The organism is Blautia marasmi (assembly GCF_900258535.1).
Taxonomy (GTDB): Bacteria; Bacillota; Clostridia; order Lachnospirales; family Lachnospiraceae; genus Blautia; species Blautia hominis.
In genome coordinates this window covers 2,416,332-2,434,161 of the sequence record NZ_OIWX01000001.1, presented here as the reverse complement: position 1 = coordinate 2,434,161, position 17,830 = coordinate 2,416,332, and the positions used below count along the sequence as shown (strand labels likewise).

16 protein-coding genes are annotated in these 17,830 nt (G+C 47.6%); 4 read left to right on the top strand and 12 right to left on the bottom strand.

Features of this window, described 5'->3' with window-relative positions; all coding sequences use genetic code 11:
- Positions 1-6 precede the first annotated feature (6 nt).
- The 4 genes from C6P39_RS10525 to C6P39_RS10510 form a co-directional block, all read right to left on the bottom strand.
- Positions 7-1,188, bottom strand: coding sequence for a M20 family metallopeptidase (locus C6P39_RS10525; RefSeq protein WP_095175012.1), 1,182 nt, complete (start codon positions 1,186-1,188; stop codon positions 7-9).
- 14 nt (positions 1,189-1,202) lie between these two features.
- Complete coding sequence (locus tag C6P39_RS10520; RefSeq protein ID WP_065543600.1) at positions 1,203-2,105, bottom strand: ABC transporter permease; 903 nt, start codon at positions 2,103-2,105, stop codon at positions 1,203-1,205.
- Positions 2,106-3,068, bottom strand: coding sequence for an ABC transporter permease (locus C6P39_RS10515; protein ID WP_065543601.1), 963 nt, complete (start codon positions 3,066-3,068; stop codon positions 2,106-2,108).
- Positions 3,069-3,163: 95 nt separating this feature from the next.
- A complete protein-coding gene (locus C6P39_RS10510) occupies positions 3,164-4,825 on the bottom strand; it encodes an ABC transporter substrate-binding protein (RefSeq protein ID WP_095175013.1) in 1,662 nt (553 codons plus the stop codon).
- 240 nt (positions 4,826-5,065) lie between these two features.
- Here C6P39_RS10510 and C6P39_RS10505 point away from each other — a divergent pair, with 240 nt between their 5' ends.
- Positions 5,066-5,998: a DUF1177 domain-containing protein gene (locus C6P39_RS10505; protein ID WP_095175014.1), complete on the top strand. Its 933-nt coding sequence runs from the start codon at positions 5,066-5,068 to the stop codon at positions 5,996-5,998.
- Positions 5,999-6,094: 96 nt separating this feature from the next.
- Positions 6,095-6,811 carry an AroM family protein gene (locus tag C6P39_RS10500; RefSeq protein WP_104803758.1) on the top strand — a complete coding sequence of 239 codons (717 nt, stop codon included), beginning with the start codon at positions 6,095-6,097 and terminating at the stop codon, positions 6,809-6,811.
- Between the two features lie 376 nt (positions 6,812-7,187).
- On the opposite strand, the gene C6P39_RS10495 is transcribed toward C6P39_RS10500, so the two are convergent.
- Together C6P39_RS10495 and C6P39_RS10490 are read right to left on the bottom strand one after the other, a co-directional pair.
- On the bottom strand, positions 7,188-8,339 hold the full coding sequence (locus tag C6P39_RS10495; RefSeq protein ID WP_104803757.1) for an amidohydrolase: 1,152 nt from the start codon (positions 8,337-8,339) through the stop codon (positions 7,188-7,190).
- 154 nt (positions 8,340-8,493) lie between these two features.
- Positions 8,494-9,033, bottom strand: coding sequence for a hypothetical protein (locus C6P39_RS10490; RefSeq protein ID WP_104803756.1), 540 nt, complete (start codon positions 9,031-9,033; stop codon positions 8,494-8,496).
- A 254-nt stretch (positions 9,034-9,287) separates the two neighbouring features.
- Here C6P39_RS10490 and C6P39_RS10485 point away from each other — a divergent pair, with 254 nt between their 5' ends.
- Positions 9,288-10,637: an ArnT family glycosyltransferase gene (locus C6P39_RS10485; protein WP_104803755.1), complete on the top strand. Its 1,350-nt coding sequence runs from the start codon at positions 9,288-9,290 to the stop codon at positions 10,635-10,637.
- A gap of 160 nt (positions 10,638-10,797) precedes the next feature.
- Here the strand turns inward: C6P39_RS10485 and C6P39_RS10480 are convergent, their stop codons facing one another.
- Together C6P39_RS10480 and C6P39_RS10475 are read right to left on the bottom strand one after the other, a co-directional pair.
- The gene (locus C6P39_RS10480) at positions 10,798-11,301 is read right to left on the bottom strand and encodes a GNAT family N-acetyltransferase (RefSeq protein ID WP_104803754.1); all 504 of its coding nucleotides are present in this window, start codon (positions 11,299-11,301) and stop codon (positions 10,798-10,800) included.
- Positions 11,302-11,317: 16 nt separating this feature from the next.
- Positions 11,318-12,142, bottom strand: coding sequence for an AraC family transcriptional regulator (locus C6P39_RS10475; RefSeq protein ID WP_104805903.1), 825 nt, complete (start codon positions 12,140-12,142; stop codon positions 11,318-11,320).
- 189 nt (positions 12,143-12,331) lie between these two features.
- On the opposite strand from C6P39_RS10475, the gene C6P39_RS10470 reads away from it, so the two are divergent.
- On the top strand, positions 12,332-12,511 hold the full coding sequence (locus C6P39_RS10470; protein WP_147737745.1) for a hypothetical protein: 180 nt from the start codon (positions 12,332-12,334) through the stop codon (positions 12,509-12,511).
- A 342-nt stretch (positions 12,512-12,853) separates the two neighbouring features.
- Here the strand turns inward: C6P39_RS10470 and C6P39_RS10465 are convergent, their stop codons facing one another.
- From C6P39_RS10465 to C6P39_RS10450, 4 genes are all read right to left on the bottom strand, one after another.
- Complete coding sequence (locus C6P39_RS10465; protein ID WP_104803753.1) at positions 12,854-15,382, bottom strand: ABC transporter permease; 2,529 nt, start codon at positions 15,380-15,382, stop codon at positions 12,854-12,856.
- Positions 15,383-15,394: 12 nt separating this feature from the next.
- On the bottom strand, positions 15,395-16,078 hold the full coding sequence (locus C6P39_RS10460; RefSeq protein ID WP_104803752.1) for an ABC transporter ATP-binding protein: 684 nt from the start codon (positions 16,076-16,078) through the stop codon (positions 15,395-15,397).
- 92 nt (positions 16,079-16,170) lie between these two features.
- On the bottom strand, positions 16,171-17,091 hold the full coding sequence (locus C6P39_RS10455) for a sensor histidine kinase (protein ID WP_104803751.1): 921 nt from the start codon (positions 17,089-17,091) through the stop codon (positions 16,171-16,173).
- Complete coding sequence (locus C6P39_RS10450; RefSeq protein ID WP_104803750.1) at positions 17,079-17,774, bottom strand: response regulator transcription factor; 696 nt, start codon at positions 17,772-17,774, stop codon at positions 17,079-17,081. Before C6P39_RS10450 ends, C6P39_RS10455 begins: the two co-directional genes overlap by 13 nt.
- Positions 17,775-17,830 lie beyond the last annotated feature (56 nt).

Below are 17,830 nucleotides of genomic sequence, written 5' to 3'. Positions count from 1 at the left end.
CCTCATCTATTCGTATTTTTCCTTCATTTCCTTAAAGTCTCTTCTGATCGCCTCCAAAAGCTCCGGATCTGTCAGAACATCCACGGCCGTCATAGCCATGGCTTTGGAACCTACTGCAATGGTCTTGTGTCCGGCTTCGCTGTAGCAGGCGTCCTCAAACTCTTTTGTATGGCCTCTGGTCTCCGGCACTACCAGCACGTAAGACTGCAGTCCCGGTATCTCATGGGTCACATTTCCCATATCCGTACAGCCGATGCCCAGCGCTTTCTCCCTGGGCTTCACAATCTCACCCAGATCTGTAAAATTCTTTTCCAGGGCATTTTCCAGGGACTGGTTGTTGCGGATGTCCTCATAGGAAAGTCCGTCAAAAGAAAACTCCAGTCTCGTATTGGTAATGGCAGCTACGTGCTCACAGATTTTCTTGAAACGCTCCAGCAGCTCCAGCTTATACTTCATGCTGAAGGAACGAATGGTAAACTTGGCCTGACAGTGATCCGGTATATAGATCGGCTCCTCTCCTCCTTTGGAGATGACACCAAGGATCTTGCCTTTGTCAGCCAGCTCCAGACGCATGGAATTTACGATCTGGAACAGGTCCAGCACAGGATTCAGGGCACTGATCCCCTCCTCCGGCCATGTGGCTGCGTGGGATGTTTTTCCATAGTAATCCACGATCACATCTGTCCTGGAATAAGAGATATCATTCACCACCGTATCGCTGGCAGAGTGAAGGATCATGGCAATATCCAGCCCCTTAAAGGCACCGTTGTTGAGCATAATGATCTTTCCGCCGCCGCCTTCCTCTGCAGGGGTTCCGAATACGGTGACTTTACCGCCAATCTCATCAATGACAGAATGGACCGCTTCGCCTGCTCCAACTGCCATAGCACACATCAGATTATGTCCGCAGGAATGTCCCATTCCCGGAACCGCGTCAAATTCGCCGAAAATACCGATATTTGGTCCTTCCTTTCCTGTGTCATACACAGCTCTCACGGAAGTTTCAACACCGCCCACACCTGTTGTCACCTGAAATCCGAATTTCTTAAGAAGTTCAGACATGGATCTGCAGGCATGAAATTCATTAAAATTATATTCCGGATGTTCCCAAACCGTGTTGGAAAGTCCGATCAACTCAGGCAGAATCTCCTCCACCCTCTTTTGTACTCTCTCTTTAAAATCGCTCATCTGGCACCTCCTGCTTATTTCTTCATCTTCGGGTCAAGTACGTCACGGATACCATCACCGAGAAGGTTAAATCCAAGAACTGTGACAAGGATGAACAGACCGGAGATCATGGCTACATGAGGAGCCGTGTTCAGGCAGTCCTTACCCTGGCGCAGGATACTTCCCCAAGATGAAGTCGGTGTGGAGATACCAAGTCCTAAAAAGCTCAGGGCAGCCTCAGAAATAATGGCACCTGCAACGCCCAGTGTGGCGTAAACGATAACCGGGGAGAGGATGTTCGGCAGAATGTGTGAAAACAGCATTCTCATATTGGAAACACCGATAACTCTTCCCGCGTTACAATATTCTTCATTTTTCACAATATGCACTTCACCGCGCACAACCCTGGCAAAACTGGGCACATTACCCACACCGATGGCTATGATCACGTTGACAATTCCCGGCCCCAGGACTGTCATCAGGATAATAGACAGCAGGACAAACGGGAAAGCCAGAAGGCCATCCATAATACGCATGATAAAAGCATCCATAAATCCGCCCATGTAACCGGCTACCAGCCCCAGCAGGATCCCGATGATACCTGCAACAATGGTGCCGCCCACTGCAACGATGATGGAGACACGTGAACCATAGAGTACCCTGGCAAACAGGTCCCTTCCGAACTCATCTGTTCCGAAGATATGACCGTTCTGCCCCGGAGTCAGAAAGGTGTCCAGAGGATGTATCTCATCCGGGTCCACATTTGTTATGATGGGAGCGAAAATGGCAATGAACACCATAAACAGCACGATGAAAAGACCGATCATAGCAGTCTTATTTCTTTTCAGTTTATTCCAGACATTATTGGCCCGGCGCTCTTTTTTCAGCATGTCCTCCTGAGCTTTTACGCCTAAAGCTTCTGTATTCTGTGCGCTCATTTAGTTTCCTCCTTTTCCGCTTTCGTAGCTTACTCTCGGGTTGATCAGCATGTAGACCACGTCCACCAGCAAATTGACCACAACGAACACCACTGCAATGAACAGGACGGTTCCCTGGATAAGCTGATAATCACGGTTGTCAATGGCACTTACGATCATGGTGCCCATTCCCGGCCAGGAGAAAATACTCTCTGTCAGGATAGCCCCGGTAAATGCCTGGGCAAGCTGAAGACCCAGAACCGTAACGATTGGCGGCAGTGCATTTTTCAGTGCATGCTTCCAGATGACTACGCTCTCTTTGATACCTCTTGCACGGAGGGATTTTATAGAGTCATTATTCACAACTTCCAGCATACTGGAACGGGTGATCCTTGCAAATGTAGCTGTAGGTATTGTTGCCAGACAGAAACAGGGCAGGATCATATGGCTGATAAAATTCCCCAGTCCCTGACTCATATCACCCATACCCAGAGCCGGGAACCAGCCCAGATTTACGCTGAACGTCATAACCAGCATCATACCTAACCAGAAGATAGGCATAGACACACCCACCAGAGCCAGGATCATGAACACATAATCCAGGATAGAATACTGGTGCAGTGCAGAAAAAACACCTATGGCAAGTCCGATGATCAATGCAATTACAAGACTTGTAAGGGTGATGACAAGTGTATTCGGAATCCTCTCCGCGATCAGGCTTGTCACCGATTTGTTGTATACATAGGATTTTCCGAAATCCCCTTTCAGGACATTGAACATATAATCCACATACTGTTCTCCCTTACTCTTATTCAGTCCCATCTCCTCTTCCAGTTCCTCAATAGCGTCCGGAGATGCCTGAGGCCCGAGTAAGCTTCGGGCTGGGTTACCTGGAATCATTCTGGTCAGAATAAAGGTTACCGTCACTACGATCAAGAGGGTTGGAATACTTTGTAAGATTCTCTTCAAAATGGTTTTTAACACGAATTTCTACCGCCCTTTTCATTTTAATCTGACAAGCAGGGGGCATCGCGAACAGCAATACCCCCTGCAACCTCATTTACTCTTAACTTAACTGATTACTGTACTTTCCAGACATTTGTCCACGGTGTCACAAAGAACATCTGGTTGTCTGCCTTCTGTACAAAATCCTGTACTTCCGGATTCAGGCCGTGGATAACATTCTCGTTAGAGTAGAAGATACCCGGCAGTTCTTCTGTCACGATCCTCAGTGCTTTTTTATACATTTCTGCACGTTCGTTCTGGTCTGTCGCTTTCAATGCGTCGTCAAGCAGCTGATCAACTTCTGCGTTGGAGAATCCCTGTCCATTGCCGAGAGCTCCGATCTCTTTGCTGGAGAACAGCTTGTTCAGGAAGAAGTAAGGATCCGGATACCAGGTCCAGGACATGCCGTACATATCAGCGTTTCCTGAAGCTGCGGACTCACTGAAGGTACCCCACTCGCTCTTGTTGATGTTTACTGTAACATTCAGGTTTGTCTTTAAGTATGCCTGTACCAGAGTAGCCATTTTCTCACGTAATGCTGTATTGGAAATATAAAGGTCACATTCAAATCCATCCGGATATCCTGCTTCTGTAAGGAGCTTCTTAGCGCCTTCCGGATCATAATCCGGTACCAGTTCTTCACAGGATGCATCATATCCCCAGGATCCCGGCGGCAGAGATAATTTAGCCGGAACTGCTTCCCCGTACTGGTAGATACTGGCTGTCATTTCTTCCACGTTAATGGCCTTGATCAATGCTTCTCTTACTTTTTTGTCAGCTGTAGGTCCATTTACCTGGTTGAAGTAAATGTAAGCCACATGCAGGCCCGGCATCTCCATTAACTGCAGTTTGGAGTCGTCACGTACGGACTTAACTGCCTCACCTGTGATACTGGATGCTATATCAATTTCACCTGTCTTCAGGGCATTGGCTGCCTGGTTGGAATCTGTGATCACTTTGAATACCAGTTTGTCCAGGTTTGGTTCTGCTACCCAGTAATCCGGGTTTTTCACCAGTACAGACTGCTGGTCAAGCTCAAAGGACTCCATTGCAAACGGGCCTGTACCTACCAGATGTGCACCGAAATCATCTCCCCATCCCTCAACTTCCTCTTTCGGGACAATGGAGTTTCCTGCGTCGGTAAGAGCTGTCAGGAACGCTGCGTTAGGCTCAGCCAGTGTACATGTCACTTCCCAGTCACCTGTCACTTCTGCGTTCTCCAGCATATCCAGACGATTCAGGGATGAATCTTTTGCGGAACGGTTTAAGGAGTAAGCGATATCTTCTGCTGTCATCTCACGTCCGTCCTGGTATTCACCTTTCTGGAATTTTACACCCTGGCGGATCTTGAACACGTATGTAAGTCCGTCATCGCTGACTGTCCAGTCCTCTGCCAGTGAAGGTACGATCTCTGATAAATCTTTGTTGTACTCAACAACTCTGTCACATACGTTGTTGATCACCTGGCCCTCATAAGAACCTGTATATTTCGCCGGGTCCAGATTCCTCGGTGAAGAGGATAAGGATACGGTAAGGGTTCCTCCCTTGGTAGGTTCGTCAGGCACTTCAATCTGTTCTTTTTCCACCTGTTCAGTTTCGCCGCCGGATTCTGTTCCTGCTTCGGTTCCCTTATCAGTCGTGTCTTTTTTGCTGTCGTTTCCTGAGCTTCCACACGCTGTCAGGGAGGATACGCAGAGCACTGCGGCAAGAGCTAATGCTAAACTCTTTCTTTTCATAATTTTCCTCCTTTTACTGCTTCGTTGTAACACTTTACTAGGATAAAGCTATTTATCTGCCCCATTTATATCAATTTTTCCTCAACAAAAAATAACCTGGGACAAATTTTATAGGTATTATACCTTTTAGTGCTTTAAATTGCAACTCCTTTTTCGACATAATAAGCAAAAAACCTATTGATTTTCGACAGTCATTGTTATAGACTGGATAAAAACGCACATTTATGGGAGGAATTTGTAATGATCTTAAGACAGGTTTTGGAATTATTTGACATGCTTGACACACCGTCAGCAAACGGAAAACAGATCACAGAGTTATTAAAAGAGCGCGGCGCACATGAAGTGACCGTGGAAACCGTAACCAGCGAAAAAGGCAGCACAGACTGCATCACTGTATTGATCAAAGGCAGTGATGGCAGATCAAGCGGCGGCAGCACCCCGACTCTGGGCATTATTGGACGTCTGGGCGGTCTGGGCGCACGCCCGGAACTGACAGGCTTCGTCTCCGACGGCGACGGTGCCCTGGCAGCACTCTCCGCAGGCCTGAAGCTTGCTGAGATGAACAAAAACGGCGATGTGCTGAAAGGCGACATTCTTGTAGCCACCCACATCTGCCCGGATGCTCCTACACAGGAACATTACCCTGTTCCATTTATGGACTCTCCGATCGACATGCAGACCAACAATGAAAAAGAAGTGGACCCCCGCATGGATGCCATTATTTCCATTGACACCACAAAGGGCAACAAAGTCATCAACACCAACGGCTTTGCCATTTCCCCCACCATTAAGAGCGGCTACATTCTGGAAGTCAGCGATGACCTCTTAGACGTTATGACCCGCGTGACCGGAAAACTGCCTCACGTATTCCCGGTTTCCCAGCAGGACATCACCCCTTACGGCAATGACCTGCACCACTTAAACAGCATCCTGCAGCCTGCAACAGCTACAGACGCACCGGTTGTAGGCGTAGCCATCACCACCGAACAGCCGGTAGCCGGCTGTGCCACAGGCGCCAGCCATCCCCTGGATGTTGAATCCGCAGCAAGATTTGCAGTGGAGGTAGCCAAAGGATACGGGGAAGGCAAGATCTCCTTCTACAACGAACAGGAATACGCTCATCTTCTGGAACTCTACGGCGAAATGAAAGTCTTCCAGACCTTCGGCAAATAATAAAAGACCACTTGGCAGACTTTCTGCCATCATGAACAAAAAATACTGTTATGCAGCCAGTACGGCTCCACAACAGAAAAAGACAAGGTGCTCACTATGAAAAAATCTGATACAATTCAAACTCCGGCATCCCGGACCCAGATAAAAATAGGAGCCGTCACTATAGGACAGAGTCCCCGGACCGATATTACCGGGGACATCTGTCCTTTATTGGCTCCCAACATAACCCTTGAGGAATACGGTGCCCTGGACCCCTTTGACAAAGACTACATCAACCAAAACTTCGCCCCCGGCCCGGACAGCTCCGTACTGGTCACCCGTATGCGCGACGCCTCCCAGGTCATCATCGGTGAGGAACACATCCTCCCCCTGGTCCAGTCCTGCATCACCCGTGCTGAAACCGACGGCTGTCAGGCCACCGTCCTCCTCTGCACCGGCAAATTCCCCAAACTCCGCCACGAAAGGATGCTGATCATCCCCCAGCCCCTCATTCACAGCCTCCTGCAAAAACTGGCGGACGACCGTCCCATCGGCCTCCTGGTCCCGGACGAATCCCAGATCCCCCAGGCTCAAAGCTGGTTTTCAGAGAGCGACATCCAGGTCCGTGTCCGTGCCCTCTCCCCCTACCTAAAAAGCTCCCTCCTGCAGGAAAAAGCCCAATCCCTGCAAAATGAAAACCTATCCCTGATCCTCCCCGACTGCATGGGCTACAGCATCGCCCTAAAAAAAGAACTGGAACACCACCTCCCCATCCCAATCCTCCTCCCCCGCACCTTCATAGCCACCCTCCTAAACGAACTCTTCGGCTCCTGACCCTCAGGAGCCTCCCCACTTCCGTCCCCACATTCCGACCTTCCGGTCCCCACAACCAGGCATGTGTGAAGGGAGGGCGGGCAGGCCCCATCGGTTCCCTTTCACGGGCATACCAGAGCGGGCTTAGTCCTGCTTAGGCAAAACGAGGCCCCGGTCAAGGAGAAATTTCGGTTACCATCCGAAATTTCAGGGCAGTTGAGCCATTCAGCCATAAAGGCTGGATGGCGGTTCTGCCCGGTGCCTTGACCGGGGCCTCGTTTTGACTTAGCAGGACTTGCCCGCGGAGGCTGCCCGTGAAAGGGAACCGATGGGGTCTGTCTGTCCTCCCTTCACACATGCCGTCCGTGAGCCACCCCACCGCAATCTGCAAATCCCCTTAATTCTGATGAACCAACACCCCATCAATAAACACATACTTCACCAAAGATTCCACCTTCAAAGGACTCCCGCTCATCACAACAACATCCGCATCCTTCCCCACTTCCAGGGACCCGACTCTATCCTCAACCCCCAAATGTTTTGCAGGATTGATCGTGATCGCCTTCAAAGCATCAAATTCATCCATCCCGGCTTTCACCGCAAGTCCCGCACAAAGCGGCAGAAATTCCTGCGGTATCACCGGCGCATCCGTTATGATAGACACCTGGCATCCCATAGACGCTAAAACGCCCGGCGTAGTCCAGCTCTTATTCTGCAGCTCGAACTTCGTGGCATGGGTCAGTGTAGGACCTACTGCCATAGGCACATGCTCCCCAGCCAGCTCATCCGCGATCAGATGTCCCTCCGTCACATGCTCCAATGTAATATCCAGCCCAAACTCTTTTGCAATGCGCAGGGCTGTAAATATATCATTAGCCTGATGTGCATGAGCCTTCAGCGGTATTTCCTTCTTCAATACCGGTATCAGGGATTCCAGCTTCAGGTTAAATTCCGGCTGCTTCCGGACATCATCCCCTGCTGCCTCTTTCTTCTCCATATAAGCCTTTGCCTTAAACAGCTCATTCCTCAAAAGTGCCGCAGTGGTCATCCTGGAAGTATCCCCCTTGTCCTGATAACAGTTCTTAGGATTCTCCCCAAACGCACACTTCATGGCAACCGGATATTTCACTACCATCTTGTCGATCCGTTTCCCCACAGTCTTCACTGCAGCAAAAGTTCCGCCCAGCACATCTGCGCTGCCAGGGCCTGTTCCGATGCAAGTTACACCGGCCTCTCTTGCATGCTGAAAGCACGGGTCCAGAGGGTTGATCCCGTCAATGGCGCGAAGCTGGGGTGTCACCAGATCGTTGAGTTCACAGTAATCTCTTCCCTCATAGCCAATCCCGTAACCATCCAACCCTGTATGGCAGTGGGCCTCCACGAACCCCGGATAGACCTCCAGCCCCTCCGCGTCAATGACTTCTGTCCCCTCCGGGATCTCCAGATCCGCACCCACGGCACAGATTTTTCCATCCTCGATCAGGACATCTCCTTTAAAAGGTTCCTTTTCTGCAATCGTGTAAACCAGACCATTTTTAATGCATAACATAATCTTATCCTCCGTATTAATGTTCTCTTATGATATCATACTGCAAATCCTGCTGTCAGACAAGATATTACGATACAATAATACAGGCCTGTAAAGCGTTACTGTGCAAAGAGCTGCGTTTTTAGTATACTGTGAACAGTAACTGTAAAGCTGATTACGGTGTCTCTTTATACACATCCGTACGTACGCCGCCAATCTTGCCGTCAGCGGCAAAAGCGATGAACATATTCCAGGGTTGGTCCGCAAACTCACACGGTACCTGCACATTGGTGTAATCTCCTGCCTGGTCTCCCAGCCATGCTGCCTTTGTACCTTTAAATTCTCCGGATGACGCCGCAGCGGAACTGATCGCCTGCTCCAGTTCTCCATTCTCCACAGACGTCTTCATATCCCCCTCTTCATACTCATAGTTATTCACAAGGTTATCATGGTTTGCAGCGATCAGGTCCTCCGTAAATGCAACGGCAGTCTCCATGAGTTTCCTTCCATCACTCTCAGAAATCTGCTCCGTCTCTGCTGCAGGTCCTTCCATATCAACCTCCGGCTCTGCCTCGCCCGGTGTCTCTGTCTCTGCAGAAGTCTCCTCCTGCTTTTTATCTTCTTTACCGGTATCCTTGTTGTCAGTTTTGTCCCCGCAGCCCGCCAGCGCAAACACGGCTGCTGCCATTAAAATTACCAATGCTTTTTTTCTCATTATACTCCTCCTGTCCGCGGCTGTGCCGCTGTTAACTTGTTACTGGTTACACTATAACATGTCTTTTAAAAATCGCAAAGTCCCATTGTCTAAAATATGGTTTTTTATACCTGAAAACGACTCTTTTTCTTCTTATATAAATGTAATTCTTTACCAATCTTCAGAAATTGTCGACGATTAATCGTTGCCATTTCAGGAAAGATGCGTTACTATAGGACTGACCTGTTGACAATATACGATAGAAAGGATTTCCAATGCAGTTACAAATTAAAAACTTACTTTCTAACCGTTCGCGTATTTATATTCTCTGCGAATTCGCATTTCTTGCAGGAATATTTATCTTTTGTGCATACTGGGCGCACTTGCTGCCTCTGGATGCAGGCCCCGATGAAAAAATGCGCTATGATATTCCCTTGTACATCTACGAACACGGCAGACTCCCCCACGGCGGTGACCCTTCCATACGAAATCCCGTATGGGGAACCTCCTACGCGTTTCTTCCTATATTATCTTACATAATATCAGCCCTGTTCATGAAGATAATGAGTATTTTTTCCACAGACCCGCAGCAGCTTCTGTGGGCTGCCAGACTTGTCTCTGCCTGCTTTACCACCGGAGCCGTATTTTTCGTCTTCCGCGCCGGCAAAAAACTGTTTGACGGATACAGCAAATGGTTCTTTGTCTGCCTGGTAGCCGTTCTTCCTGAGGCTTTGTTCATGGGTGTTTATGTAAATAATGATGCCATGGCTATCTGCTGCGGTGCTGCCATTATATATTATTGGCTGGTGGGCATGGAACGGAATTGGGACGTGCCCAGCTGCATCCTTCTTGGCCTCTGGCTCGGACTTTGCGCCATGTCCTACCTGAATGCTTACGGTTTCCTGCTCTGCAGCATCTTTGTCTTTACCCTGAGCTGCCTGACCACCGATAAGAAACAGATCGACTGGAAATACTGGCTGAAACGGGGTATTCTGGTTGCCGCAGCCGGCCTTCTTGTCTGCGGCTGGTGGTTTGTACGCAACTATATGATCTACGACGGTGACTGGCTGGGACTTGCCACCAGCAATGATTTTGCAGACCGCTATGCGCAGGAGCAGTTCCGGCCCTCCACAGCCCTCTCCTCCGGAAGAGCGCAGGGCTACTCGGTCTTTTCCATGCTCACCGGCCCCTGGATGGTCAGGGTCCTTTGCGGCTTTGTGGGGGTATTCGGCCAGCTCCAATACTGGGTGGAGCCTTGGATCATAATCCTCTATTACATCCTATTCCTGGGCGGACTGCTGGGATGTCTGATGCAGCTTAAAAAAATGTTCCGGCTCCGCAAAAACGGGGAGATTCAAAGAAAAGCCGTGTTCAACTGGGGAATGCTGATCGCCGCTCTTACCCCGTTTGTCCTGAACTTTTACCACTCTTACTGTGTCGATTTCCAGCCTCAGGGACGCTATATCCTGCCGGGACTTGTGCCCATGATGTATTTCACGGTATGCGGCGTCACCTATCTGGCCGAACGCTTTATCCCCAGGGCGAAATACCGGAATATCCTGTCCGCTGTTCTGTGCAGTGCTCTGGTACTGATCACAATAAAGGAATTTTTCCGTATATATTAAAATAGGGCTGTGAAAAAAGCCCCTTTTATAAGACCATCGGCATAGTCGATGGTCTTTTATTGTATTTTATACGTGTAAAAGGGCATAAAATCCCCCTCCCCGCTGTTCATGCAGAAGAAGAAAAGCAGCACTGCTTCTTAACAAAGCGGCATCCTATAGTCTATAACTTTTTTTCAAAACCATATTCCCGCAGTACAAAGTCATCAAAATTTTCCTCGTATACACCTTCCGCCTGCCTGAATCCGTTCTTTAAGTATAAGTTCACCGCAGGCACATTTATATCCACAACAAACAAACGAAGATACTCCGCATTTTTCTCCGCAGCCAGCTTTGCAGCCTCATGCAGCATCTGCCCGCCAGTTCCCTGATGCAGAAACTTAACATTCACACCTAAGCGGTCTATATAGAGTGACTTGCTGTTCATACTTTCCCATTTCACGGAACTCTCCCCGTCATTGGATTCGCATAAGGCGAACGCTGCTGCTATGTCACCATCCTTTTCCGAGACATACAGACGGCCTTCCCTAATATCCCCCTCCAAAAATTCACAGGGATATATTTCATCCCAGATGGGAATCTGATTCCTGTTCATATTATCAACGATCTTTTTATACATTGATTTCAATTCCGGCAAATCCTTCCGGTCAGCCAGCCTTACATCCATGTCAGCACCTCTTCTTTCACTTTTTCCTCACATCACTGGGCTTACACCCATAGATCTCCCAAAACATTCTGTTAAACAGCTTATAATTTGCAAACCCGTGCTTTTCCGCCAGTTCCATAACGCCCTCCCCCGTACTGCAAAGGTCATGATAAATATGCATCAACCTCACTTGATTTACATAACGAGAAAACGTCACTCCCATATTCTGCCTGAAAAACCGGCTGAAATACTCCCTGCTCAGATAAAAACGGGATGCAATATCTTCCAGCACGATCTTCTCCCTGTGATGCGCTTCTATATACGCAGTTATCTCCGCCAGACGCTCCAGTACCGTGTCATCGTTCACCAGTCCCGCGGGATCTGTGGAAACAGAAAAGTGATTAACCAGCTCAAAAAGCACCTCCATGGCCACAGCCTGACTCTGCAGACGGTATCCGGGTGGCCGGGTCACATACAATGGCGGCAGACGTTTCAAAAGGCTGCAGATCTCCAGATATTTGTTCAATTTTTCCTTTTTTAAAGTCTGCCGGGAGCAGTAGATGCGGTATTCATCAATCTTAGTCATATAATTTTGCATGCTGGCCCTGGAATAATGGATCACAACCATCATGGATACCCTGGTACACTGTGCCTCATGGATCCGGTTAGAGTCCACCACGATAAACTCCCCTGCCACCAGTTTGTGATCTTTTCCTTCTATAGAAATCGTGGCTGTTCCATTCAGCACATAAATCAGTTCAATAGCGGAATGCCAATGGGTGGGGCTGTACCTTCCCTTTTTCGTATGATAAGCTATATTGATCCCTGTCTTCTCCAGCTCAAACAGTGGCTCATAAATCATTTTCTGCAAAAATGCACCTCCTAAATGTCAACATGTTACCGCTCATATCAGCACTTTAGGCATATTTAAAAGTATCCGTGTCAATATCGCCCTAATAAATAGCTAAAAAAATATCTAAAATCCGCCGTAAACTCATGATAACATAATACACGTAATAAAGAAAAGCAAAAAATGAAAGGGGAAACCATTATGAACAAATACACATTATATGCAGGAACCGCAGGCGCTATGCAGACAGCGGAAGTAAAAAACGAGAAGAAAGCTACTTTATGGGAGCGTTTTAAAAATTATTTGATTGAAAATGTAGACATTATCGCACCTGGTATCATCATGATGAACGGCGGATACTACGTTCCGACTAAAAAATAATATGACCGCCATGACAGATAACCAAATAAAAATACACAGGAATCAATAAACAGCAGGAAAGCCGTAAAAGCCGCCTGCTGTTTTTTGTTCACTTCTTTATTTCTTACAGATTCGGTAACTGTTCAGTACCCTCACAGTTACAGGCAAAAATCCATGCAGAATCGCCTTTGGCGATGGGATTTTTGCTTGGCCGTGGTACACTTTCTTATGGTCAGCGCAGTGAATGCGCAGACCTACTGAATAGTTACCAGGTTCCATCAATCCATGCAAACAACTCATCCAGATCATAATCCCCTGCATGAGGGATCCCCCAGGGGGAATGATAGTCTGCCAGTTATGATATTACTCAACTTCCCTAAGCTGTTCCACAACACTTCCCTTGTTCCAAACCTTATCCACAACCGCAGAGATGATCACTGACAGCAGAAGACAGATCAGAGCGGTAACAATAGCAGGAAGGATGATAAAATGATATTTTGCAAACCAGAACCCACTTGCAAAACTTTTCACCAGCGTCAGCGATACTACGGCACTGATGGCAACTCCTGCCATCCCTGCCAGGACTGCATATATGATCCCTTCATACACAAATAACTTCTTGAGCTGTTTCCTGGTCATTCCGATGCTTCTCATGGATGCGAATTCCCGCTGTCTTGCGATAGCTCCTGTAAAGATCACATTGATCAGGTTCAGGACACCGATGATCCCCAGGATCAATGCTACGATCATCCCCACCGCATTGTATGTCCCCTGCATCTCCGCGAACTCCTCCTCCGCAGTGAGCCTTGACTGCAGGGCCAGCCCGCTGTCCTGTGTAAAATCCTCCATATAGGAATTGATACTGTCAAAGTAACCGTCCTCAACATCAAACAGACAGTGTATTGGGTCCTGGTTCTCCGGGAACATCTCCCGGAAAACGGATTCTGAAAAGGTAATAGCCTCATAACCGCCTGCGCTGTAGGACATGTTCAGAGAGTTTAACGTACCGATGACAGCCATCACTGTATATTCTTTCATCTCCCCCTCTATTTCCACCTCTATGACATCCCCAGCGTGAAGCTCCTGTATCTCATACCCATATTCGCCCCTGTCACTCAAAGATCCGTTTGCAACAACGTAATCCCCTGTACAAAGCTTTTCATAGTCAATGGTCCCCTCTATGAGCTTTGCTCTTTTAAAGGCATTTTCATCAAATCCATATAACATTCTATTTCTGTCAAATTCCATTATGTCATCAGGTGTGGTCTCTCCATTTATCTTTACTAATTTCCCGCAATCCTCTCTGCCCTCTGTGAGCTGCTGCTCCGGGAGCATCCTTACATATACCTGTGTAAAATCTTTTATTCCCTCCAGCGCTTTCAGTTCCTGCGCTACCTTCTGAGGAACCACCTTTAGATAATCCTCTGTCACGGATTTCAGAAAATTTCCGCTCCGCACATCAAAATCCGCTGCTGTCTCATGCTGCACATACGCCTCTTTATCCATACTTTCTGTAAAGTTTAAGACACTGTTCAGCAGAATCACACTCAGGCATATGGATAAAATAACCAATACTGTTTTGCCTTTATTTCTCCCAAGATTAGCGCCTGCCATCTGCAGAATGCGGTTTTTGGAATCCATGCCTTTCTTCTGTTTCTTCTTTCCGCTTTTGGCACCGTGATATTTTAAAGCCTCCACCGGAGAGATCTTTCCTGCAATCTTTCCGGGTCTGCTGCAGCTTATCCTCACCGTGAGGAGTGTAAATGCCGCCGCAAATGACCATACCCATAGATTCGGCTTAATAAAGATGGTATCACTGTAAGACGTACTTGCCATGACCAGGGGAAGAAGGGCATTTCCCAGCAGCCATCCCAGAATGAGGCCCACAGGAACGCCTACCAAAGAAAGCATCATTCCCTGACGGTTTACCATATACCGGATTTGTTTCGGTGAGGTACCGATGGTCTTAAGCTGCCCGTATAAACGGATATCTTTTTCAATAGAGATCTTAAAAATATTATAGATGATAAGATATCCTGCCAGCAGAATAAGAATGACCCCTAAAGCCATTGTGATCATTGTCTGCCCGGAATCCATTGACTTTGTCTCATAGACCGGGTTGGTATTGTGTATTATAAATCCCTCTTCCCCGCGCTGGGCCTCAGGATCGTAACCCATTTTCTCTACTAATTTGTCCAGATTTTCCTTTATATCCTTTTCTGACGGAAAGGTTCCCCTGACTGCATATGCGTTTTTCTCCAGCTCCGCATATTCCGGGCTGAGATCCTTTACGGTTTTCTCAACAAAACCTTCCGTAACCATCATGACGGAGCGCTGTTCGTGTTTCATGCCTTTCCAGATTCCGCACACAGTCATCTCTGCTTCTTTTATTCCTTCCATGGTCTCATATTCCAATGTGAAGGATGTGCCGGTTTCATTTGGCAGTCCCAGAAGTTCCAGGACCACAGAATCACAGGCTATTTCATTATCTTTCTCCGGGTAATGCCCCTTTTCCAGATCCATAAAACTATTTTCTACATTTGTCCGGTCAAGCCATCCGATGGAGACCATTATACTATTTAATTCCTTATTAACAGCGTTTGCAACATATCTCTCCATACCTGCCGTTGAAAAAGCAGAATCCTGCACCAGACTTTCTGCTTCCTCCTGGGACAGATTTTTGATGGACACCATGAACCGCGTCCCGGCCTGGCGCAGCATCTGCTCCTTCATGGATACCTGCGTTCCCTGTGCCACTGTGGCAAGTGCCGTAAACAATACTGCCGTGAGGATAATAGCCAGAACAGCTATGACATTCCTGTTTCTATTGGCTTTCAGACAGTTATTGGACAGAGTCTTGATAAATTTTCTGTTATTATTATTCAGCATCATAGCCCTATCCTCCTAAATATCTTCATTTCTTTCTACAATTTTTCCATCTTCGATATGGATCATACGGTCCGCGATCTGGGCCAGTTCCGGGTTGTGGGTGATCATAACCAGTGTCTGGCCAAACTCTGTGCTGGTCATTTTCAAAAGCTGCATAACCTCCAGGGATGTTTTGGAATCCAGATTTCCCGTTGGTTCATCTGCCAGGATGATAGCCGGCTTGCTTGCCAGCGCCCTTGCAATGGCTACCCTCTGCTGCTGGCCTCCGGAGAGGTTGTTTGGAAGATTATCCAGCTTTTCCTCCAGGTGGAGCAGATGTATGATCTCCTCAACATAAGTCTTGTCAACCGTACTGCCGTCCAGCTCTATGGGAAGCACGATATTCTGATACACATTCAGGATGGGTACCAGATTATAATTCTGAAACACAAACCCAATATTTCTTCTGCGGAATACTGTGAGCTGTTCATCGTTCATTCTGCCGATTTCCTTGCCCCTGATCTTTACACTTCCGGAACTGGGAATGTCCAGTCCGCCCAGCATATTCAGGAGTGTGGATTTTCCGCTTCCGCTTGTTCCTATGATTGATACGAATTCTCCCCGTTCCACTTTCACATCTATGCCGTCCAGCGCTTTCGTGATATTCGGCTCCTGTCCGTAGTATTTCTTCAGATTTTTTGTCTCTAAAATATATTCCATTCTTTTTTCCTGCCTTTCCTTTGATGAATATAGCATACAAAAAGATTATCTCAAACTCTTCTCAAAAAAGTAACAAGTTTGAGATAATCTCTCTACTGTGCCGTGGGCAGGTTGACATAAAATGTTGTGCCTTTCCCTGTTTTTGACCGCACCTCTATAAATCCTCTTTCCTTCATGACAATCTCTCGTGCCAGGTACAGACCGATCCCCACACCGTCCTGGTCTGCCACTTCCGGCTCGCGGTAAAAGCGCTTAAATATCTCCGTCAGCCGCGATTCCTCAATCCCTTTTCCGTTATCCCTTATGCCGATGCGGACAAAAAAATCGGTTATCTGCGCTTTGATCTGTATTTTCCCTCCCTGTCCGGTATACTTTACCGCATTGTCCAAAATATTAAAGACTGCTTCCAGCGTCCACTTCTTATCAAATACTGCCCTCAAACCTTCGGCACATTCCATCTCTATTTCAATCTGTTTAGCCTCCGCCTTCAGGGCAATGTCACAGACTGCCTGTTCCAGCAGCACACGGATGGGATTTTCTTTTGGCCGGACTTCCACAATCCCCGTCTCCAGCCTGGACATCTTGATCATACTCTTCATGAGAAATTCCAGCTTGTCTGTCTGCCTCTGGGCCGCACCCAGAAACTGTTCTTTTTTCTCCTCATCCAGGTTCTTTTTCTGCAAAAGGCTGTGATACATCCTCACATTCGCAATGGGCGTTTTTACCTGATGGGAAATATCTGCAACTATGGTTTCAAGCTGCTGGCGCTGTATTTTATTTTCCTGGGACTGCTGGTCCAGTATCTCATACAGGCGGTGCATCTTGGAATGCAGCTTACCTGTCAGAGTGTCCTTCTCCTCCTGAAATACAAGGTCCGTACGGCCTGCGATCATGGCATCCAGGCAGTCACTCATTTGGCTTGTGTACTCAACAAGCCTTTTTCTCACTTTGATCATAATAAGTATGGAGATCAAAAGGCAGATGAGGGAAAAGAGCAGGATCAATTTTTCCATTCTGTTTTCTTCCCCTTCCACTGATATCCCATACCGTACAGGGTCTTAATATATGGGTGTTCTTCGGATTCAATCTTCTTGCGGAGTCTGTTGATATTCACAGCCACGGCATGTTCATCCACAAAATTCCCGGTGCTGTCCCATACTTTTTCCAAAAGAAGGGTCTTTGTCATTACCCTCTCTGCATTGGCAATGAGAAGACGCAGGATCTTAAACTCTGTGGGTGTCATGGTCAGAGGCTCCCCGCCCAGGGATGCTGCCATGGCATCAAAATCTATCTTCAGATGCCCGTCATCATATTGGATCCGCTCGCCGCCGTCCGCAGCAGCCTTCCGCAGGGCTGCTTTGATCCTTCTGTGGAGTATGGGCATATTAAACGGCTTTGTGATATAGTCGTCCGCACCACAGTCAAATCCCTGCATTTCATCCCGGTCCATGTCCCTGGCTGTAAGAAAAATGACGGGGATGTCACTCTCTGACTTTACTGACCTGCAGAAGTCAAACCCATCACCATCCGGCAGGTTTCCGTCCAGTAGGATCAGATCCACTTCGTTTTCACTGAGTATGGACATTCCATCACCAAGTGTCAGAGCGGAAAACACTTTGTAGTTTTCTGATTCCAGGTCATATGTAAGCCCGGTGTTTAAATCTTTGTCATCTTCTATGAGTAATATTTTATTCATTGTTTGCTGCGCTTTCTATTAGGATTTTATGAAATATAGTATATCATTATATTTTC

Excerpts from the sequence above, each read along its gene's own strand:
- C6P39_RS10525 (WP_095175012.1), bottom strand. The coding sequence starts at position 1,188 with ATGAGCGATTTTAAAGAGAGAGTACAAAAGAGGGTGGAGGAGATTCTG.
- C6P39_RS10520 (WP_065543600.1), bottom strand. The coding sequence starts at position 2,105 with ATGAGCGCACAGAATACAGAAGCTTTAGGCGTAAAAGCTCAGGAGGAC.
- C6P39_RS10510 (WP_095175013.1), bottom strand. The coding sequence starts at position 4,825 with ATGAAAAGAAAGAGTTTAGCATTAGCTCTTGCCGCAGTGCTCTGCGTA.
- C6P39_RS10505 (WP_095175014.1), top strand. The coding sequence starts at position 5,066 with ATGATCTTAAGACAGGTTTTGGAATTATTTGACATGCTTGACACACCG.
- C6P39_RS10500 (WP_104803758.1), top strand. The coding sequence starts at position 6,095 with ATGAAAAAATCTGATACAATTCAAACTCCGGCATCCCGGACCCAGATA.
- C6P39_RS10495 (WP_104803757.1), bottom strand. The coding sequence starts at position 8,339 with ATGTTATGCATTAAAAATGGTCTGGTTTACACGATTGCAGAAAAGGAA.
- C6P39_RS10490 (WP_104803756.1), bottom strand. The coding sequence starts at position 9,033 with ATGAGAAAAAAAGCATTGGTAATTTTAATGGCAGCAGCCGTGTTTGCG.
- C6P39_RS10485 (WP_104803755.1), top strand. The coding sequence starts at position 9,288 with ATGCAGTTACAAATTAAAAACTTACTTTCTAACCGTTCGCGTATTTAT.
- C6P39_RS10480 (WP_104803754.1), bottom strand. The coding sequence starts at position 11,301 with ATGGATGTAAGGCTGGCTGACCGGAAGGATTTGCCGGAATTGAAATCA.
- C6P39_RS10475 (WP_104805903.1), bottom strand. The coding sequence starts at position 12,142 with ATGATTTATGAGCCACTGTTTGAGCTGGAGAAGACAGGGATCAATATA.
- C6P39_RS10470 (WP_147737745.1), top strand. The coding sequence starts at position 12,332 with ATGAACAAATACACATTATATGCAGGAACCGCAGGCGCTATGCAGACA.
- C6P39_RS10465 (WP_104803753.1), bottom strand. The coding sequence starts at position 15,382 with ATGATGCTGAATAATAATAACAGAAAATTTATCAAGACTCTGTCCAAT.
- C6P39_RS10460 (WP_104803752.1), bottom strand. The coding sequence starts at position 16,078 with ATGGAATATATTTTAGAGACAAAAAATCTGAAGAAATACTACGGACAG.
- C6P39_RS10455 (WP_104803751.1), bottom strand. The coding sequence starts at position 17,091 with ATGGAAAAATTGATCCTGCTCTTTTCCCTCATCTGCCTTTTGATCTCC.
- C6P39_RS10450 (WP_104803750.1), bottom strand. The coding sequence starts at position 17,774 with ATGAATAAAATATTACTCATAGAAGATGACAAAGATTTAAACACCGGG.